Here is a 15173-nt window from a genome sequence, read left to right as displayed (position 1 = left end):
CCCCAATTCTACGCCCGTCCGGCACCAGCCCTGACACGCGCGGGGGCTACCGCGCACGCAGGCACGACGCCCGTCCGGCATGAGCCCCGGCACGCGGCGGGTTGTGCGCGCCCGTCTAGGGCAATGGAGTAATGCTGAGGATGCTCTTGAGCGGCAGGGTGCGCTCGATATCTGCCCGCCGGTCGCGGGCCCGAAAGCGTCCGTTGCTCACGCTGGCCGGTTCGAGCAGGTAATCCACGACGGCGCCGCCGGGCATGGCGATGCTGACCAGAATGGCCTGCTTGGCTTTGATGGCGGTGCCGAGCTGGCGGGCGAGCCAGGCATCCGCCACCGAAACACCGCTCTCGGCGCCGAGCCGCAGCTTCTCGACCAGGTTTCGGGCGGTATCGACTGTCGGGGCGACCACGACCCGGGCAATCTGGTGCCGGCGCAGGTGCACGATCTCGCCGAGGTCGTCTTCGGCGGCGACTGGATAGCGTGCATCGCTGAGCGCCCAGAACACGGCATCACCGGCGAAACGGCTGAGCAGGTGTTCGCCGTCGGCTGCGCGCACCAGCCCGATCGGCGCGAGCGTCTGGTCGACCGCGATGGTGCCGAGCATCGCAGCATCGGCCGAGGAAACGTAGCTCAGAAAGACGGTGTCGTCGCCGATCGGCGCGATCGGCGCGTTCGCTCCGCCCGCGAGTCTGCCGACCCGCACCCGACCATACCGCGACGCCGATTCGTTGATGAGGTAATCGACCGGCTGCGGAATTCCGGTGAGTGAGATCGACGCCAGAAAGGCGAGCAGCGTTTCGGCGTTCTCACCCGCGGCGAGTGCGCGATTTACGGATGCCGCGGTGATGCGATAACTCGTCGCCAGCTCGCGACTTTCCACATCGGCGAGGCCGCGCAGCCGGGAATCGATCGACGGCGCGAGCGGACCGGGTGCGACGATAGACAGGTCGTGCTGCAGATAGACAGCACCGACTTCGGCCGGCAGGGCGGTCGCCATGGTGGCTGCGGCCGCCTCCGGATCGCCGCACAGCACGCTGGCGCCGGCCGTGCTGGTCGTGTCGTGGGCCGTGATGCCGAGCAACTCGGCGTCGCGGGCGAACTCGGTCAGCTGGGACAGCATCCACTCGCCGCCGGCCGGGTAGAGCCACGCAATGAACGCGCTGAGACCCTCACCCCAGTGCAGGCCGGCCTGCCCGGGCAGAATGTCGGCCACGATCGGCGGGAGCGCCGTGCGCCAGGCGGCGGCCAGCGTGGCCCAGCGCACCGTCGTTCGCTCGAGCAGCCACGCTTCGCCGGCTTCGGTCTCCATCCAATACCCGTCGGAGCGGGCCAGCAGGTCAGCTCTGGCCGCGAGATCCAGGATTGGGGCCACCAGGTCGGGCGCGGCGGTCATGACGGCGGCCAGGCGTTTGGTATCGGGTAGGCCGAGTCCGCCGCGGCTGAGCTGCCGGGCGGGCTCCCGGCTCAGCTCGTTGACGAGCTCGGCGATCGACGACACCACGGCGAAGGCGCGTTCGGAGGCCAGCTGGTCGATGAACGTGATCTCGGAGTCCGGCACGGCGGCCAGGGCAGTCGGGGGGAGCGCCGTCGCGAGTTCGGCGGCACCCGGCAGGCCCTGGGCCGGCCACGTCGTGAGGTGGGCCGAGACGGCGTCGTAGGGGATGCAGCATCCGTCGGTGTGCTCTGCCAGCAGCAGGGCGTGCAGGACATCTACCCGGCGGGCCACATCGGTGAGCGCGACCTCTGTTGATCCCAACTCGGACAGTCGGCTGGCCACAGCGTTCAGGGACGGCACGGAATTACTGCTCGTGAGCTGCCCGGAAACGGCCAGAACGGCGAGCGTCCCGCGGTCCAGGTGGCTCAGAGCCAGTTGTACATTGCTCGGATCAAGTAGGGCCTCGGCGAGATCGAAGAAGTCGTGGATGCCGTTCGTCGTCACCCCGCGCGCCCCGATCACGTGCCGCAGCTCGGCATCGGGCATGGCCCGAAGTCTCGACGCGAGGCCGAGCATTACTCGCGGTCTCGTCGAGCTTCGCGGCTGCGGCGAACTCCCACAGAGACCATGAGTGAGATGATGAGAAGGAAACCGGCGGGCAGCCCGTAGAGCGGCAAGATGAAGATCGGCGGCCAGATACCGCGGCTGAACCCGTCATTCTCCCCGACACCCATCGCCGTTGCGATGATCACCGCGGCGAACGCAAGAATCGACAGCCCCACCACGCTCGCCACCATATAGGCGAGAACGCGTTCAAGCCGGCTGACGGGCTGTGGAGTTTGATTGGTCACATACTAAGGATACGGGCACGCCGGAGCCGCAACCGAATATGCTGGTAACACACCCCGCGCCTTTTTGTGCGCCCGAAACTCAGTGAGGTTCAGATGCCCACCGGCAAGGTCAAGTTTTACGACGAGGAAAAAGGCTTTGGCTTCATCTCGTCCGATGACGGTCAAGAGGTCTTCCTCCACGCTTCCGCCCTGCCCTCCGGCGTAACTGTCAAGGCCGGCGCGAAGCTCGAATTCGGTATCGCCGACGGCAAACGCGGCGCCCAAGCACTCTCGGTGCGCGTGATCGAGGCGCCACCGAGCCTGAGCAAGTTCAACCGAAAACCAGCCGACGACATGGCCATCATCGTGGAAGACCTGGTGAAGCTGCTCGACGGGATCGGCACCAACCTCAAGCGCGGTCGCTACCCCGAGTCGAGCCACAGCAAGAAGATCGCGGCGATGCTGCGTAAGGTCGCCGAGGAACTGGATGCCTGAGGCGACCGACGCGCGGACGAGCAAGCCGACCGACGCCACCCTGCTCGCGGCCGTTGACCTGGCCCGCACGGCACTGCTGGAGATCACGACCGATGACACGATCGGTGAGGTCGTCGGACACATCGACGAGGGTGACCTCGTTGCGTCCCTGCTGTTCGACTGCTTGATGACCGGCTACCCAGGTTGGCGCTGGACCGTCAGCCTGGCGCGGGTCGACGAGAGTTCTGAGCCGAAGGTTCTTGAAACCGAACTCACCCCCGGCGACGACTCGCTGCTCGCGCCCGAGTGGGTACCGTGGTCGGATCGTCTGGTGGACGACGACACCGCGGTGGATGCCGACGACACCGACTATGACGACGACGACTCGGACGATGACGACTCGGACGACGACGACTCGGACGATGACGACGCGGATGACGACGACTCGGACGACAACGACTCGGACGACGACGACCTGGACGACGACCCGGAGTCCGTCGACGACGACGAGGATGACGAGCTCGACGCCCTGGATGCCCTCGACGGCATCGATTTCGATGAGGCGCTAGCGGCGGCGGAACTGAACCCAGGCGAGACCAACGAGGCCGAGGGCGACGCCGATCACAGTGCACCACAGCCACCAACCCGCTCCCGGCGCGCTCGCCGCCCCTGACGCCTCCGGCACCGTCCACTGGGTGACGAGGGCGGCGCCGAGAGCAACCAGCCAGAGCAGGGTGCCGGCGAACAGTGCCTTGCGGGCATCCGTTCTTGCGGGCAGCGGATCGGGCCGACGTTCGCTGTCTTTCAACCAGAGACGCATGACCCGATTCCTTACGTGTTCTGCTAGTTGCCGAGGTGGCCGACGACGTACTCGATCGATGCCACGAGCTTAGTGACGTCTTCGGGGTCGATCGCGGTGAAGGTCGCGATGCGCAGCTGGTTGCGGCCGAGCTTGCGGTACGGCTCCGTGTCGACGATTCCGTTGGCCCGGAGAGTTTTGCTGATCGCTGAGGCGTCGATGGCGTCGTCGAAGTCAATTGTCACAACGACCTGCGAGCGGTGTGCCGGGTCTGCCACGAACGGGGTCGCGTAGTCGACGCCGGCCGCCCAGTCATACAGAACGGATGACGACGCCTGCGTTCGCGCGGACGCCCACGCCAGCCCGCCGCTCTGGTTGATCCAGTCGATTTGGTTCTCCATCAGCAACAGCGTGCTCAGGGCCGGCGTGTTGAGCGTCTGGTTCAGGCGCGAGTTGTTCACGGCGTTCTTCAGACTGAGGAACTCCGGAATGTACCGGCCGCTCGCAGCGATGCGTTCAACCCGCTCGAGAGCAGCCGGGGAGAACAACGCGATCCACAGGCCGCCATCGGAGGCGAGGTTTTTCTGCGGGGCGAAGTAGTAGACATCCGCCTGGCTCGCGTCGAAATCGATGCCGGCGGCGGCGCTCGTCGCGTCGATGACGGTGAGGGCGCCGGCATCGCCGTCGACCCGGGTGACCGGGGCCATGACGCCGGTCGAGGTTTCGTTCTGGGGCCAGGCGTAGACGTCGATGCCGTCGCGCACGACGACGTCACTGCGTGAACCGGTGTCGGCCTTGATCACGTCGGGCGCTTCGAGCCACGGGGCGGCGGCAGCCTTGGCGAATTTGCCGCCGAACTCGCCGAAGACGAGGTTCTGGGCGCGCTTCTCAATGAGAGAGAAGGCTGCGGCGTCCCAGAAGGCGGTCGAACCGCCGTTGCCGAGCACGACTTCATAGCCGTCGGGAATGTGGAACAGTTCGCCCAGGCCGTCGCGCACGCGACCGACGAGATCTTTTACTGGTGCCTGACGGTGCGAGGTGCCGAGCACTCCGGTGCCGAATCCGAGCAGGTGGTCGAGCTGTTCGCGCCGGATTTTCGACGGGCCGCAGCCGAATCGTCCGTCGAGGGGGAGCAGATCGGTGGGTATGAGAAGGTCGGCCATACGGCGATTCTAGTTGCCCCGCTACAGACGGGTAAGCTTGTGACGCTGTGCGGGCCATTGCCGAGGCCGCTGACGAAGCACCTTTCAGTCTTCTGACGAATGGTGCGCGCACGAGCCGAATGAAGGGCTGCGGATGAGCGACCTGATCGACACAACCGAAATGTATCTCCGCACGATCCTCGACCTCGAGGAAGAACAGATCGTGCCACTGCGTGCACGGATCTCCGAGCGTCTCGGTCATTCCGGACCGACGGTCTCGCAGACCGTCGCGCGCATGGAACGCGACGGCCTTGTCGTCGTATCTGGTGACCGGCACCTCGAGCTGACCCCGGCCGGCCGCAGTAAGGCCGTGCACGTGATGCGCAAGCACCGCCTGGCCGAACGCCTACTGAGCGACGTGATCGGGCTGGAGTGGGAGTTCGTACACGACGAAGCCTGCCGCTGGGAACACGTGATGAGCGAGCAAGTCGAACGCAAGATCTTGGAGATGCTCGGACACCCGACCGAATCTCCCTACGGCAATCCGATCCCGGGTCTCGACGAGCTCGGCGATTCGCCGGCGGTCGCCTTCATGGCGGGGGTGACCAACGTGCTGTCGGTAGTGGCGAGTTCGACCGTGCCGGTGACCGCGGTCATCCGTCGTCTCGGCGAGCCGGTTCAGTTCGATCCCGAGTTGCTGCTGCAGCTCAAGCAGAGCGGGGTCATGCCGGGCGCGACCGGGGAGTTCTCGGCCGCAGGATCATACGTTCTAGTACAGGTCGAGGGTTTTGGTGCTGGTCTGGAGCTTCCCAATGAGGTGGCCAGCCACATCTTCGTCACCACGCCAACCGACTACATCCCGCTCACTCACTGACATTGCGCGGGATTCACCCAGTGGTAAATCGAGCCAGTTGTCTTGCGCTTTTGCGCGGCCCGTTACCAATCCGTTAGAAAAGTGCCACTTCATGGTGACAAATGGGCGGGCTTCTTGTAACCTCGGGGATGTCCCACAGACCAGAAAAGGTCGAAGGACTCTAGTCAAGACGCCTTCTTGCCCCGTCTCTTGATTTATGAACACACCCGCGATCAGCGAAGTGGACGGGACAACGACCGAGAGTTGTCGAGGCGCCGGAGGTTAAAACTTTGGCTGCATTAGAAACGAGAAGGTCCCGACGCGGGCTGAGCCCGACAAATGATTCCCTGGAAAAAGTGGAATCGTCGGTACACGCCCACCGAACCCTGCCGCGTGCGGCCCCGAAAAAGCGTCGTGGCGGTGTCGCCAACATCGTCGTCATGGCCCTTGCTACCGGCCTGGTTGCCACAATGGCCCTCCCGGCCTATGCGTTCGCTCCCGGGTCGAAGGATGCGGCATTCAAGGCCAGCGAATCCACCGAGATGTCCAAGGCCCAGGCGCAAGCCGTCGAAGTCGATGCCCAGTCGGCAACGGTCAGCGTCGCTCGTGAAGGTTTCACCGCCACTACCCCGGAAGAACTTGCCGCCGCAGTAGCGGCCGCGGCCGCGGAAACCCGCCGCGTCGAGGTTGCCGCGCAGATGACCTCATACGCCGCGAGCTACTCCGGACCGAGCGTGGCCGACTACCTGGCCAACCCGGCCTACCCGAATTTTGACCTCGCATCCGTTTTCAATGTGGCCTCGCAATATCAGGGCACACCGTATGTCTTCGGCGGCGCCACCCCGGCTGGCTTCGACTGCTCCGGCTTCATCATGTACGTGTACGCGCAGTTCGGCATCAGCCTTCCCCACTCCTCCGTCGGACAGGGCGCGGCCGGGACCAGAATCGCGATCGAGGATGCCGTGCCAGGCGACCTCGTGATCATGGACGGTCACGACGGCTTCTATGCCGGCAATGGAAACATCCTGCACGCGCCGTACACCGGCCAATCCGTGCGGATCCAACCGATCTGGACCAGCGACTACTACATCGTTCGGATCGGCATCTAACTCACCCGTGCGCTGAACGCTGGGTAACAGCTCGCACAAATGGCGCATACAGGTTCACCTGTTGCGCCATTTGTGGGTTAACCTATAGCCCTGATGTAGTTGTAAGTCCGCAAGGAGAGCCCATGCATGAGCGACGCACTATCCACACCATGGATGTGCGCGGTCGCGAGTGCTTTCGGCATAGTTGTCAGAGCGAGAAGAGCTGCGTGAGCAGCCAGAAGGCGTTGTCATTGTGACGGCGTCTTTTTTTGTACCCTCTTTCGCCCCGACGCGCTCCTGTTCTTTACGCATCGGATGTAGTTCGAATGGCTGGAAGCCGTCCAGCCTCCTTCGAAAGGGAGCGCATGCGCACACTGGTACTCAACGCGGGCTATGAGCCCCTCGCCGTCGTCTCGTTCAAACGAGCACTCATCCTGGTGATGAACCAGAAGGCGACGATCGTGCAGTCAGATCAGAACCACCCCGTTTTCGCGACGTCCGGCTCGTGGGATCGCCCGAGTGTCATACTGCTCACGCGATACGTGCGCATTCCGATGTCGCGTCTCGTGCCGGTGAGCCGTCGGGGAGTGTTGCGCCGCGACGACCACCGCTGCTGCTATTGCGGCAAGTCGGCGGCCACGATTGACCACGTGTTGCCGCGGTCACGCGGCGGCCGCGACACCTGGGACAATCTCGCCGCGTGCTGCCTGCGCTGCAACAACCTCAAGAGCGACCACACGCCGGCCGAAATGGGCTGGAAACTGCGCTTCACCCCACGGATGCCGCAAGGCACAACCTGGGTCGTGCGCGGCGTCGAGCGGCCAGAGCAGGAGTGGGACGCCTACCTGGCTCCGGCTGCTTAGCGGCCAGGCCGCTGGTCCATTGAGCGGGCCGACCGGCGTGACCGGCTAAACTTACTGGACCAGCCTCTGTAGCTCAGTGGAAGAGCAATTCCGTCCTAAGGAAATGGCCGGGGGTTCGAATCCCTCCAGGGGCACCAGCCGGAAAGAATCCACGGTTACTTGCACCGCGATGGTCTCGTGCGTGACCTTGTGCAGCTCACCATAGAGGTGAACGGCCGACTCTTGATTCAGTCGTTCCCACGTGGCGTTCGATACATGTTTCCCTGTCTAGCGCTTCGTTCGCCCCCCGCGGGCCCCTGATCAGCGGATCGTCGAGCGCACATTCATGATCGAGCAGGCAACGACTCAGGCCCGGCCTACGATAGCGGAGCATGCGCCGGACGCTGTCGGCCGGAAGGTTCACCTCCGCGTTACCTTTGAGATCTAGACTGATATTTTCGCGGCGAGCCAGGCGGCCACGACCTGATCGAGGAGTCGTGTGAGCGAGCACCAACACAGTCCATCCGGCGAGAGCGTGCATGCGCAGTCCGTGCTCGCTGCGGGGCACCGCGCCAAGCCAGCCCGCACCCTCGCCGACATTCTTGCGGAAACCGCGGCGCAGCATCCGGACGCCTTGGCCCTGGAAGATGCGGCCGGCACGATCAGTTACCGCGGCCTGCTGCAACGAGTGCAGGCGCAGTCGACCGCGCTCGGCCTCGCCGGAGTGCGCCGTGGCGACACCGTGGGTATTCGCATACCCTCGGGCACCCGTGATCTCTATGTGTCGATTCTGGCGACCCTGTTCGTGGGAGCAGCCTACGTTCCAGTCGACGCCGACGACCCGGAGGAACGCGCCCGGCTGGTCTTCTCCGAGGCACACGTGGTCGGTGTTATCGGCGAAGACAGTGTGTTCGCGCCGCGTGAAGCCCTCGACGTGCAGGTCTTGCAGGGGCGGCCGGTGTCGCCGCACGACGACCCTGCGCTCGTCTTTCCCGCCGACAACATTCCCACGCCCGACGACGACGCCTGGGTCATTTTCACCTCTGGGTCGACCGGCGTGCCGAAGGGGGTCGCCGTCACCCACCGCTCAGCAGCCGCGTTCGTCGACGCCGAGGCCAGCCTGTTTTTGCGAGAAGAACCGATTGGAACCGGTGACCGGGTGCTCGCCGGCCTGTCGGTGGCCTTCGATGCGAGTTGCGAAGAGATGTGGCTGGCCTGGCGCAACGGTGCTTGCCTGGTGCCAGCCCCGCGGTCCCTGGTGCGCAGCGGCGCCGACCTCGGCCCCTGGCTCATCACACACGGCATCACCGTCGTTTCGACCGTGCCGACCCTCGCCGCGCTCTGGCCGGAAGAATCCCTCGAGGCCGTGCGCCTGCTGATCTTCGGGGGCGAGGCCTGCCCGCCCGAACTCGTCGCCCGCATCGCGACCCGCGGCCGGGAAGTCTGGAATACCTACGGCCCAACCGAAGCCACCGTCGTGGCCTGCGGTGCCCTCGTCGACGGCGTGGGCGAGATGCGGATCGGCCTGCCGCTCGACGGCTGGAACCTTGCCGTCGTCGACGCCCACGGCGAGCGGGTGGTCGAGGGAGAAACCGGCGAACTCATCATCGGCGGCGTCGGGCTGGCCCGCTACCTCGATGCCGAGAAAGACGCTGAGAAGTACGCTCCGCACGCGCAACTGGGTTGGCCGCGCGCCTACCGCAGCGGCGACCTTGTAAGGTTCGATCGCGCCGGCCTGGTTTTCGCCGGCCGCGCCGACGACCAAGTCAAACTCGGCGGCCGCCGCATCGAACTCGGTGAAGTGGATGCCGCTCTCAACGCTCTTCCCGGCGTGGCCGGGGGCGCCGCCGTGGTGCAGACCACCCCGGCCGGCAACCATATCCTGGTCGGTTATATCGCCCTCACCAGCGCGGGCGGGCCGTTCGACCGGCAGACCGCGATAGCACGGCTGCGCGACGAACTGCCGGCCGCACTCGTGCCGCTGCTGGCCGTCGTCGATGCGTTGCCGACCCGAACCTCGGGCAAGGTCGACCGGGCGGCGCTGCCCTGGCCCCTTCCCGCCTCGGACGACGACGCCGCGGCGCTGTCACCGACGGCGGCATGGCTGGCGGAAGCGTGGGCATCCATTTTGGGAGTGCCGGTCAACGGGCCCGACGATGACTTCTTCGCCCAGGGCGGCGGCTCACTCTCGGCCGCGCAGTTCGTGTCGGCCATACGCGCCCGCTACCCCGAAACCACCGTCGCCGACCTGTACGACCACCCGCGCATCGGGTCGCTCGCCGAGGAACTCGACGCTCGCACCCCCGTGACGCCACCCGTGGTGCGGCAGGTACTGCCGACGCCGGCCGGCAGCCAGCTCGCCCAGACCCTGCTCGGTATTCCGCTGCACGTGCTGAGTGGTGCGCGCTGGCTGGTCTACCTCGCCATCGCCAACAATTTGCTCAGCGTGGCCGGCGCGACGTTCGCCCCGACCCTGTCGTGGTGGTGGGTGGCGCTGGGATTCGTGCTGTTCGTGACGCCTCCCGGAAAGATGTTCATCGCCGTCATTGCGGCCCGACTCCTGCTGCATGACGTGCTGCCCGGCAACTACCCCCGCGGTGGCTCCGTGCATTTGAGGTTGTGGCTCGCCGAACAGATCGCGTTGCTCGTCGATGCCGCGAGCCTCGCCGGTGCCCCCTGGATCAGCTATTACGCCCGGGCCCTCGGCGCGGAGATCGGTCCCGACGTCGATCTGCACTCGCTGCCACCGGTGACGGGCCTGCTCACCATCGGAGCCCAGGCATCGATCGAACCGGAGGTCGACCTGGCCGGGTACTGGATCGACGGCGACGTGCTGCGCATCGGCCACCTGCACGTCGGAGCCGACGCCCGGATCGGCTCCCGCAGCACCGTGCTCGGCGGGGCCCACGTGGGCAACGGCGCCNACCGTGCTCGGCGGGGCCCACGTGGGCAACGGCGCCGAGATCGAACCCGGCGCCGCGGTCTCGTCGCGCGTTCCGGCGGGGGAGCGCTGGGCCGGTTCCCCGGCTCGCCGCGTCGGCTCGGCTCGCCGCCCATGGCCGGCCGAACGCCCGGCACGGGCCAGCCGCTGGCTCGGCGCCTTCGCCACCGGCTCGGTGGCGATGACCGCGATCCCCACGATCGCCCTCCTGCTTGGTGCGGTCATCGTCGGCGCAGTGGTCGGCGATGCCGCCACCCTCGGCGTCGCCGTGCTGCGGGCCGCCCTGATCCTGCCGGTCGCCGTCATCGCCGGCGGCCTTGCCTACGCGCTGCTCGTGATCGCATTCGTGCGTGCCCTCGGCGTGGGCCTGCGCGAAGGTTACTACCCCGTGCGCAGCCGCATCGGCTGGCAGGTCTGGATGACCGAACGCATTCTCGACGGCGCACGCACCGTGTTGTTCCCGGTCTACGCGAGCCTGCTCACACCGACCTGGCTGCGGCTGCTGGGAGCCAAGGTCGGCGCCGACGTCGAGGCGTCGACCGTGCTGCTGCTGCCCTCGCTCACCACCATCGCGCCCGCCGCGTTCCTCGCCGATGACACCATGGTCGCCTGCTACGAACTCGGCGGCGGCTGGATGCACATCGGTCCGGTCAAGGTGGGTCGTCGGGCGTTCCTCGGCAACAGCGGCATGGCCGGCCCCGGCCGCACCGTGCCACGCAACGGGCTCGTCGCGGTGCTGTCGTCGACGCCGCGCAAGGCCAAACGCGGGTCGAGCTGGCTGGGCAACCCGCCAGCCCGACTGCGGCGCAAGCAAACGGATGCCGACGACTCCCGCACGTTCCACCCTCCCGTCCGCCTGAAAATAGCGCGATCGTTGTGGGAGCTGCTGCGCATCGTGGCCGGCTTCACGACGGCCTGGATCGCCCTGCTCGTGCTCGCAATGCTCAACCTGCTCTGGCTCCAGCTAGGCCTCGGCGCGGCGATCGCCCTGTCAGGCGTTGTCATGCTCGCGGCCGGCGCGGTCGCGGCCGGGGTCACGACGGTGGTCAAGTGGACGCTGGTCGGGCGCATTGACGCGTCGGAGCATCCGCTTTGGTCCTCATTCATCTGGCGCAACGAGGTTTCCGACAGTTTCGTCGAGATGGTCGCCCGACCCTGGTTCGCTGAGAAAGCCTCTGGCACACCGGCGCTCGCCGTGTGGCTGCGCACCCTCGGTGCGTCCGTGGGAAAAGGTGTGTGGTGCGAAACGTACTGGCTGCCCGAAGCTGACCTGGTGCGGCTCGGCGCCGGCAGCACCGTGAACCGCGGCTGTGTCGTGCAGACGCACCTGTTTCACGATCGCATCATGCAGCTCGACGCGGTCGTGCTCGCCGACGGCGCGACGCTCGGGCCGAACGGCGTCATCCTGCCGGCGGCGTCGATCGACGCGGGAGCGACCGTGGGACCCGGTTCGCTGGTGATGCGCGGCGAACGGGTGCCTACCGGTTCGCTCTGGTCGGGCAACCCGATCACACCGTGGCACCAGCCGCCGTGGACCCGTTAGGCGTGGAATAGTAAAGCGATGGCCCAGACTCTGCAGACGACCTTCGGTTCAGCCAGCGCCGGCGACCCCTATATTCCCACCGGCGGCAACGGCGGCTACCTCGCCGAACACTACGACCTGAGCCTGGATTACCGGGTGGCCACAAATCGGTTGAACGCGACCGCGATCATCACCGCGCGGGCCCTCATGCGCCTTGACCGGTTCAGCCTCGATTTTGCCGGGCTGAGCATGGAGAAAGTCACGGTGAACGGCGAGCGAGCCAGCAAGGTCACGCACAGCGCCCGCAAACTCGTGATCAGCCTCGCCACGACCATCGAGGCCGGGGCGGAGTTCAAGGTGATGGTGCGCTATCGCGGGGCGCCGCATGCGGTGCGCAGCAATTGGGGCGATGTCGGCTGGGAAGAACTCGACGACGGCGTTCTCGTCTCGGGGCAGCCGTGCGGGGCCGCGTCCTGGTTCCCGTGCAACGACCACCCAAGCAACAAGGCCAGCTATCGCATCACGATCGCCTGCGAATCGGGTTACACCGTGGTGTCGAACGGGGCGTTGTCGGCGCGGTCGAGTCGTTCGGGCCGCACCAGCTGGACCTTCGACGTGCGCGAGCCGATGGCGACCTACCTCGCCACGGTGCTTATCGGTCGCTACCGCCGCCGCGACCTGGCGGCCGCGCCGGTCGCCCACAGCCTGTACTTTCCTGCCCGGCTGGCGACCCGCGTCGGCACGGACTTCGCCCGACTGACCGAGATGATCGCATTCTTCGCCGACCGTTTCGGACCGTATCCGTTCGCGTCGTATTCGGTCGTCGTCACCGACGACGAGCTGGAGATTCCGCTCGAAGCGCACGGGCTGGCCGTGTTCGGCAGCAACCACGTCGACGGCAATCACGGCAGCGACCGACTGATCGCGCACGAGCTGGCACACCAGTGGTACGGCAATAGCCTCACCGTGGCCCGCTGGCAGGACATCTGGCTGCAGGAGGGCTTCGCCTGTTACGCCGAATGGTTGTGGGAGGAGCAGCGCGGCGGGCGCACGGTCGATCAGCTGGCCGCCCTGCACCGCGGTAAGGTTCAGGCGCTGCCGCGAGACATCGTGGTCGGCGACCCGGGCCCGCACGACATGTTCGACGACCGCGTCTACAAACGCGGCGCGCTCGCCCTGCACGCCATTCGCAAGTCGCTCGGTGATGACGCCTTTTTCGCCGCCCTGCGCGCCTACACCGCGGACAGGCGGCACGGGCACGTGTCGACCGACGACTTTGTGGAGTTCTTTGCCGAACACACCGGCAGCCGGGTGATCGGTGGTTTTGTCGCCCGCTGGGTGCAGCAGACCGCCCTCCCGAGCCTCTAAGCGTGAAGCAGTGCCGCCGCGGCCGCACTGCTGCGCTCAACTTCCGCGCAGCGTGAAACGGGTGGTTGCGATCGGGCCGGCATCCGTTGCCGTGGCTGGCGCACGCCGCCGAGCCTCACACCTCTCGGCGCAGTTCGAGCTGCGGCGGTGTTGCGCCGAGCACGGCGAGCGTGCCGACCAGACCGGGGCCCGCGTCGAAGCTCTCGAGGTGCAACTGGCCGAGATCGAGGGTGGTTCCCGGCCAGCTCAGCACAGCGGATGCCGCGCCGCCCCGCAACTCCACGGTCAGCTCTCGCGGGTCCACCGTCAGCCCCCGACCGGACAGCTTGAGCACCGCTTCCTTCGCCGTCCAGAGTTCGGCGCGCGCCTGGTCGCGTGCGTGCGCGGGAACCGAGTGCAGCGCTACCCGTTCGAGGTCGTTGAACGCGACATCGTCGAACCCGGCGCGGCCGACCGCCCCGATGCTCTCAACGTCGACGCCGATCGGCCCGCTCAGCGACACGGCCACGACCACGACATCGCCGGCCCGGCTCAGACTGAGCTGGACTCCGCTCGGCGCGAGCACCAGCGGGCGGCCATGAGAACCACCGCAGCGCTCGCAGCGCTGTTCGATGGCGACCGGGCCGCGCTCCGGACAGGCCAGGGCGACGGCGGCGGCGAGCCGTAGACGATCGGCCTCGGGGAGCGGCGCGCGCGGAGCCACGAAAAGGAAGACATCCGTTTGCGTCACCCTTGAACGTTACCGGGGAGCCCGCTCGGGTGGCACACTAGAGGATCGAACAAGGAGAGCCGATGGCGCTGGTTGATAACGCGGTCTATGTAGATGGGCATCGAGTATCCACCCCCCACTCTCTCGATGAAACCTTCGAAGTCATGAAGGAGAACGAGGGTTTTGCCTGGATCGGGCTGTACCGGCCAAGCGAGAAGGAGGTGCGGGCCGTCGCCACCGAATTTAGCCTGCACCATTTGGCCGTGGAAGACGCGCTGGCCGGTCACCAGAGGTCGAAAATCGAGCGCTACGGCGACATCCTGTTTGTAGTGCTGCGCCCGGCCCGTTATGTGGACGACGAGGAACGCGTCGAGTTCGGTGAGCTACACGTGTTCGTCGGTCCGGATTTCGTCGTGACCATTCGCCATGCAGAATCGCCCAACCTCGCGCAGGTGCGGGAGCGTATGGAGCAGACGCCGCATCTGCTCGCCCTCGGTCCGGAAGCAGTGCTCTACGCCATTCTCGACCAAGTCGTCGACGAGTACGGGCCGGTCGTGGCTGGTCTCGAAAACGACATCGATGAGATCGAAGACCAGCTGTTCGACGGTGACCCGGAGGTTTCCCGGCGCATCTACGCCCTGTCCCGTGAGGTGATCGAGTTTCAGCGGGCCACCCAGCCGCTGGTGACCATGTTCGAGTCGATGCAGCGCGGCTTCGATAAATACAACGTCGATTTGGAACTGCACCGGCACCTGCGTGACGTGCTCGACCACACCCTGCGGGTCGTGGAGCGGGGCGACGCGTTTCGACAACTGCTGCAGAACGCACTCACCGTGCACAGCACCCTGGTCGGCCAGCGGCAGAACGACGAGATGCGGCACCTGTCGGAGACCAGCCTGGCCCAGAGTGAAGAGGTCAAGAAGATCTCCAGCTGGGCCGCCATTCTGTTCGCACCGACGCTGGTCGGCACCGTTTACGGCATGAATTTCGACCATATGCCCGAGTTGCACTGGACCCTGGGCTATCCCTTCGCCCTCGGTCTGATGCTCGCGATGGGTGTCAGCCTGTATGTGGTGTTCAAACGACGGGACTGGCTATGAACCGCCAGATTGGGGCACAAACGCGCGAAACCCCGGCCGCCTCAGGGCAAACCGGTGTTTTGCCACTTAGGGT

The 15173-nt window shown here is 66.3% G+C and carries 11 protein-coding genes, 1 tRNA gene and 1 pseudogene; 9 read left to right on the top strand and 4 right to left on the bottom strand.

All coding sequences use genetic code 11. From position 1 onward, the window contains the following. Positions 1 to 115: 115 nt before the first annotated feature. Positions 116 to 1978: a helicase-associated domain-containing protein gene (locus E3T47_RS01220; RefSeq protein WP_166805575.1), complete on the bottom strand. Its 1863-nt coding sequence runs from the start codon at positions 1976 to 1978 to the stop codon at positions 116 to 118. Positions 1979 to 2007: 29 nt separating this feature from the next. Beyond that, positions 2008 to 2283 carry a hypothetical protein gene (locus E3T47_RS01215; RefSeq protein ID WP_134553825.1) on the bottom strand — a complete coding sequence of 92 codons (276 nt, stop codon included), beginning with the start codon at positions 2281 to 2283 and terminating at the stop codon, positions 2008 to 2010. A gap of 93 nt (positions 2284 to 2376) precedes the next feature. Here E3T47_RS01215 and E3T47_RS01210 point away from each other — a divergent pair, with 93 nt between their 5' ends. Together E3T47_RS01210 and E3T47_RS01205 are read left to right on the top strand one after the other, a co-directional pair. After that, on the top strand, positions 2377 to 2757 hold the full coding sequence (locus E3T47_RS01210; protein WP_134553824.1) for a cold-shock protein: 381 nt from the start codon (positions 2377 to 2379) through the stop codon (positions 2755 to 2757). Then, positions 2750 to 3409 (top strand): DUF3027 domain-containing protein, encoded by a 660-nt coding sequence (locus tag E3T47_RS01205; RefSeq protein WP_134553823.1) that lies wholly within the window; start codon positions 2750 to 2752, stop codon positions 3407 to 3409. The genes E3T47_RS01210 and E3T47_RS01205 overlap by 8 nt, the downstream gene beginning before the upstream one ends. A gap of 170 nt (positions 3410 to 3579) precedes the next feature. Here the strand turns inward: E3T47_RS01205 and serC are convergent, their stop codons facing one another. Then, a complete protein-coding gene (serC, locus tag E3T47_RS01195) occupies positions 3580 to 4698 on the bottom strand; it encodes a phosphoserine transaminase (RefSeq protein ID WP_134553821.1) in 1119 nt (372 codons plus the stop codon). Between the two features lie 133 nt (positions 4699 to 4831). Here serC and E3T47_RS01190 point away from each other — a divergent pair, with 133 nt between their 5' ends. From E3T47_RS01190 to E3T47_RS01165, 6 genes and pseudogenes are all read left to right on the top strand, one after another. Then, positions 4832 to 5551 carry an iron-dependent transcriptional repressor DtxR gene (locus E3T47_RS01190; protein WP_134553820.1) on the top strand — a complete coding sequence of 240 codons (720 nt, stop codon included), beginning with the start codon at positions 4832 to 4834 and terminating at the stop codon, positions 5549 to 5551. Between the two features lie 269 nt (positions 5552 to 5820). Beyond that, positions 5821 to 6639 (top strand): C40 family peptidase, encoded by an 819-nt coding sequence (locus E3T47_RS01185; protein WP_241981840.1) that lies wholly within the window; start codon positions 5821 to 5823, stop codon positions 6637 to 6639. Between the two features lie 344 nt (positions 6640 to 6983). Continuing rightward, positions 6984 to 7481, top strand: a complete 498-nt coding sequence (locus tag E3T47_RS01180) for an HNH endonuclease (RefSeq protein ID WP_134553819.1) — start codon at positions 6984 to 6986, stop codon at positions 7479 to 7481. Positions 7482 to 7543: 62 nt separating this feature from the next. Next, a tRNA-Arg gene (locus E3T47_RS01175) sits at positions 7544 to 7618 on the top strand. Between the two features lie 377 nt (positions 7619 to 7995). Then, positions 7996 to 11944, top strand: a pseudogene (locus E3T47_RS01170) (Pls/PosA family non-ribosomal peptide synthetase). An 18-nt stretch (positions 11945 to 11962) separates the two neighbouring features. Then, positions 11963 to 13291 carry a M1 family metallopeptidase gene (locus E3T47_RS01165; protein ID WP_134553818.1) on the top strand — a complete coding sequence of 443 codons (1329 nt, stop codon included), beginning with the start codon at positions 11963 to 11965 and terminating at the stop codon, positions 13289 to 13291. Between the two features lie 115 nt (positions 13292 to 13406). Here the strand turns inward: E3T47_RS01165 and E3T47_RS01160 are convergent, their stop codons facing one another. Further along, a complete protein-coding gene (locus E3T47_RS01160; RefSeq protein ID WP_134553817.1) occupies positions 13407 to 14021 on the bottom strand; it encodes a 4'-phosphopantetheinyl transferase family protein in 615 nt (204 codons plus the stop codon). Positions 14022 to 14083: 62 nt separating this feature from the next. Between E3T47_RS01160 and E3T47_RS01155 the strand changes: the two genes are divergently transcribed. Next, positions 14084 to 15100 carry a magnesium and cobalt transport protein CorA gene (locus E3T47_RS01155; RefSeq protein ID WP_134553816.1) on the top strand — a complete coding sequence of 339 codons (1017 nt, stop codon included), beginning with the start codon at positions 14084 to 14086 and terminating at the stop codon, positions 15098 to 15100. Positions 15101 to 15173: the final 73 nt, after the last annotated feature.

It is taken from the genome of Cryobacterium ruanii, from assembly GCF_004404055.1.
Taxonomy (GTDB): domain Bacteria; phylum Actinomycetota; class Actinomycetes; order Actinomycetales; family Microbacteriaceae; genus Cryobacterium; species Cryobacterium ruanii.
Note: the sequence above shows the minus strand (reverse complement) of the source record. Positions and strands in the feature narration are given on the sequence as shown.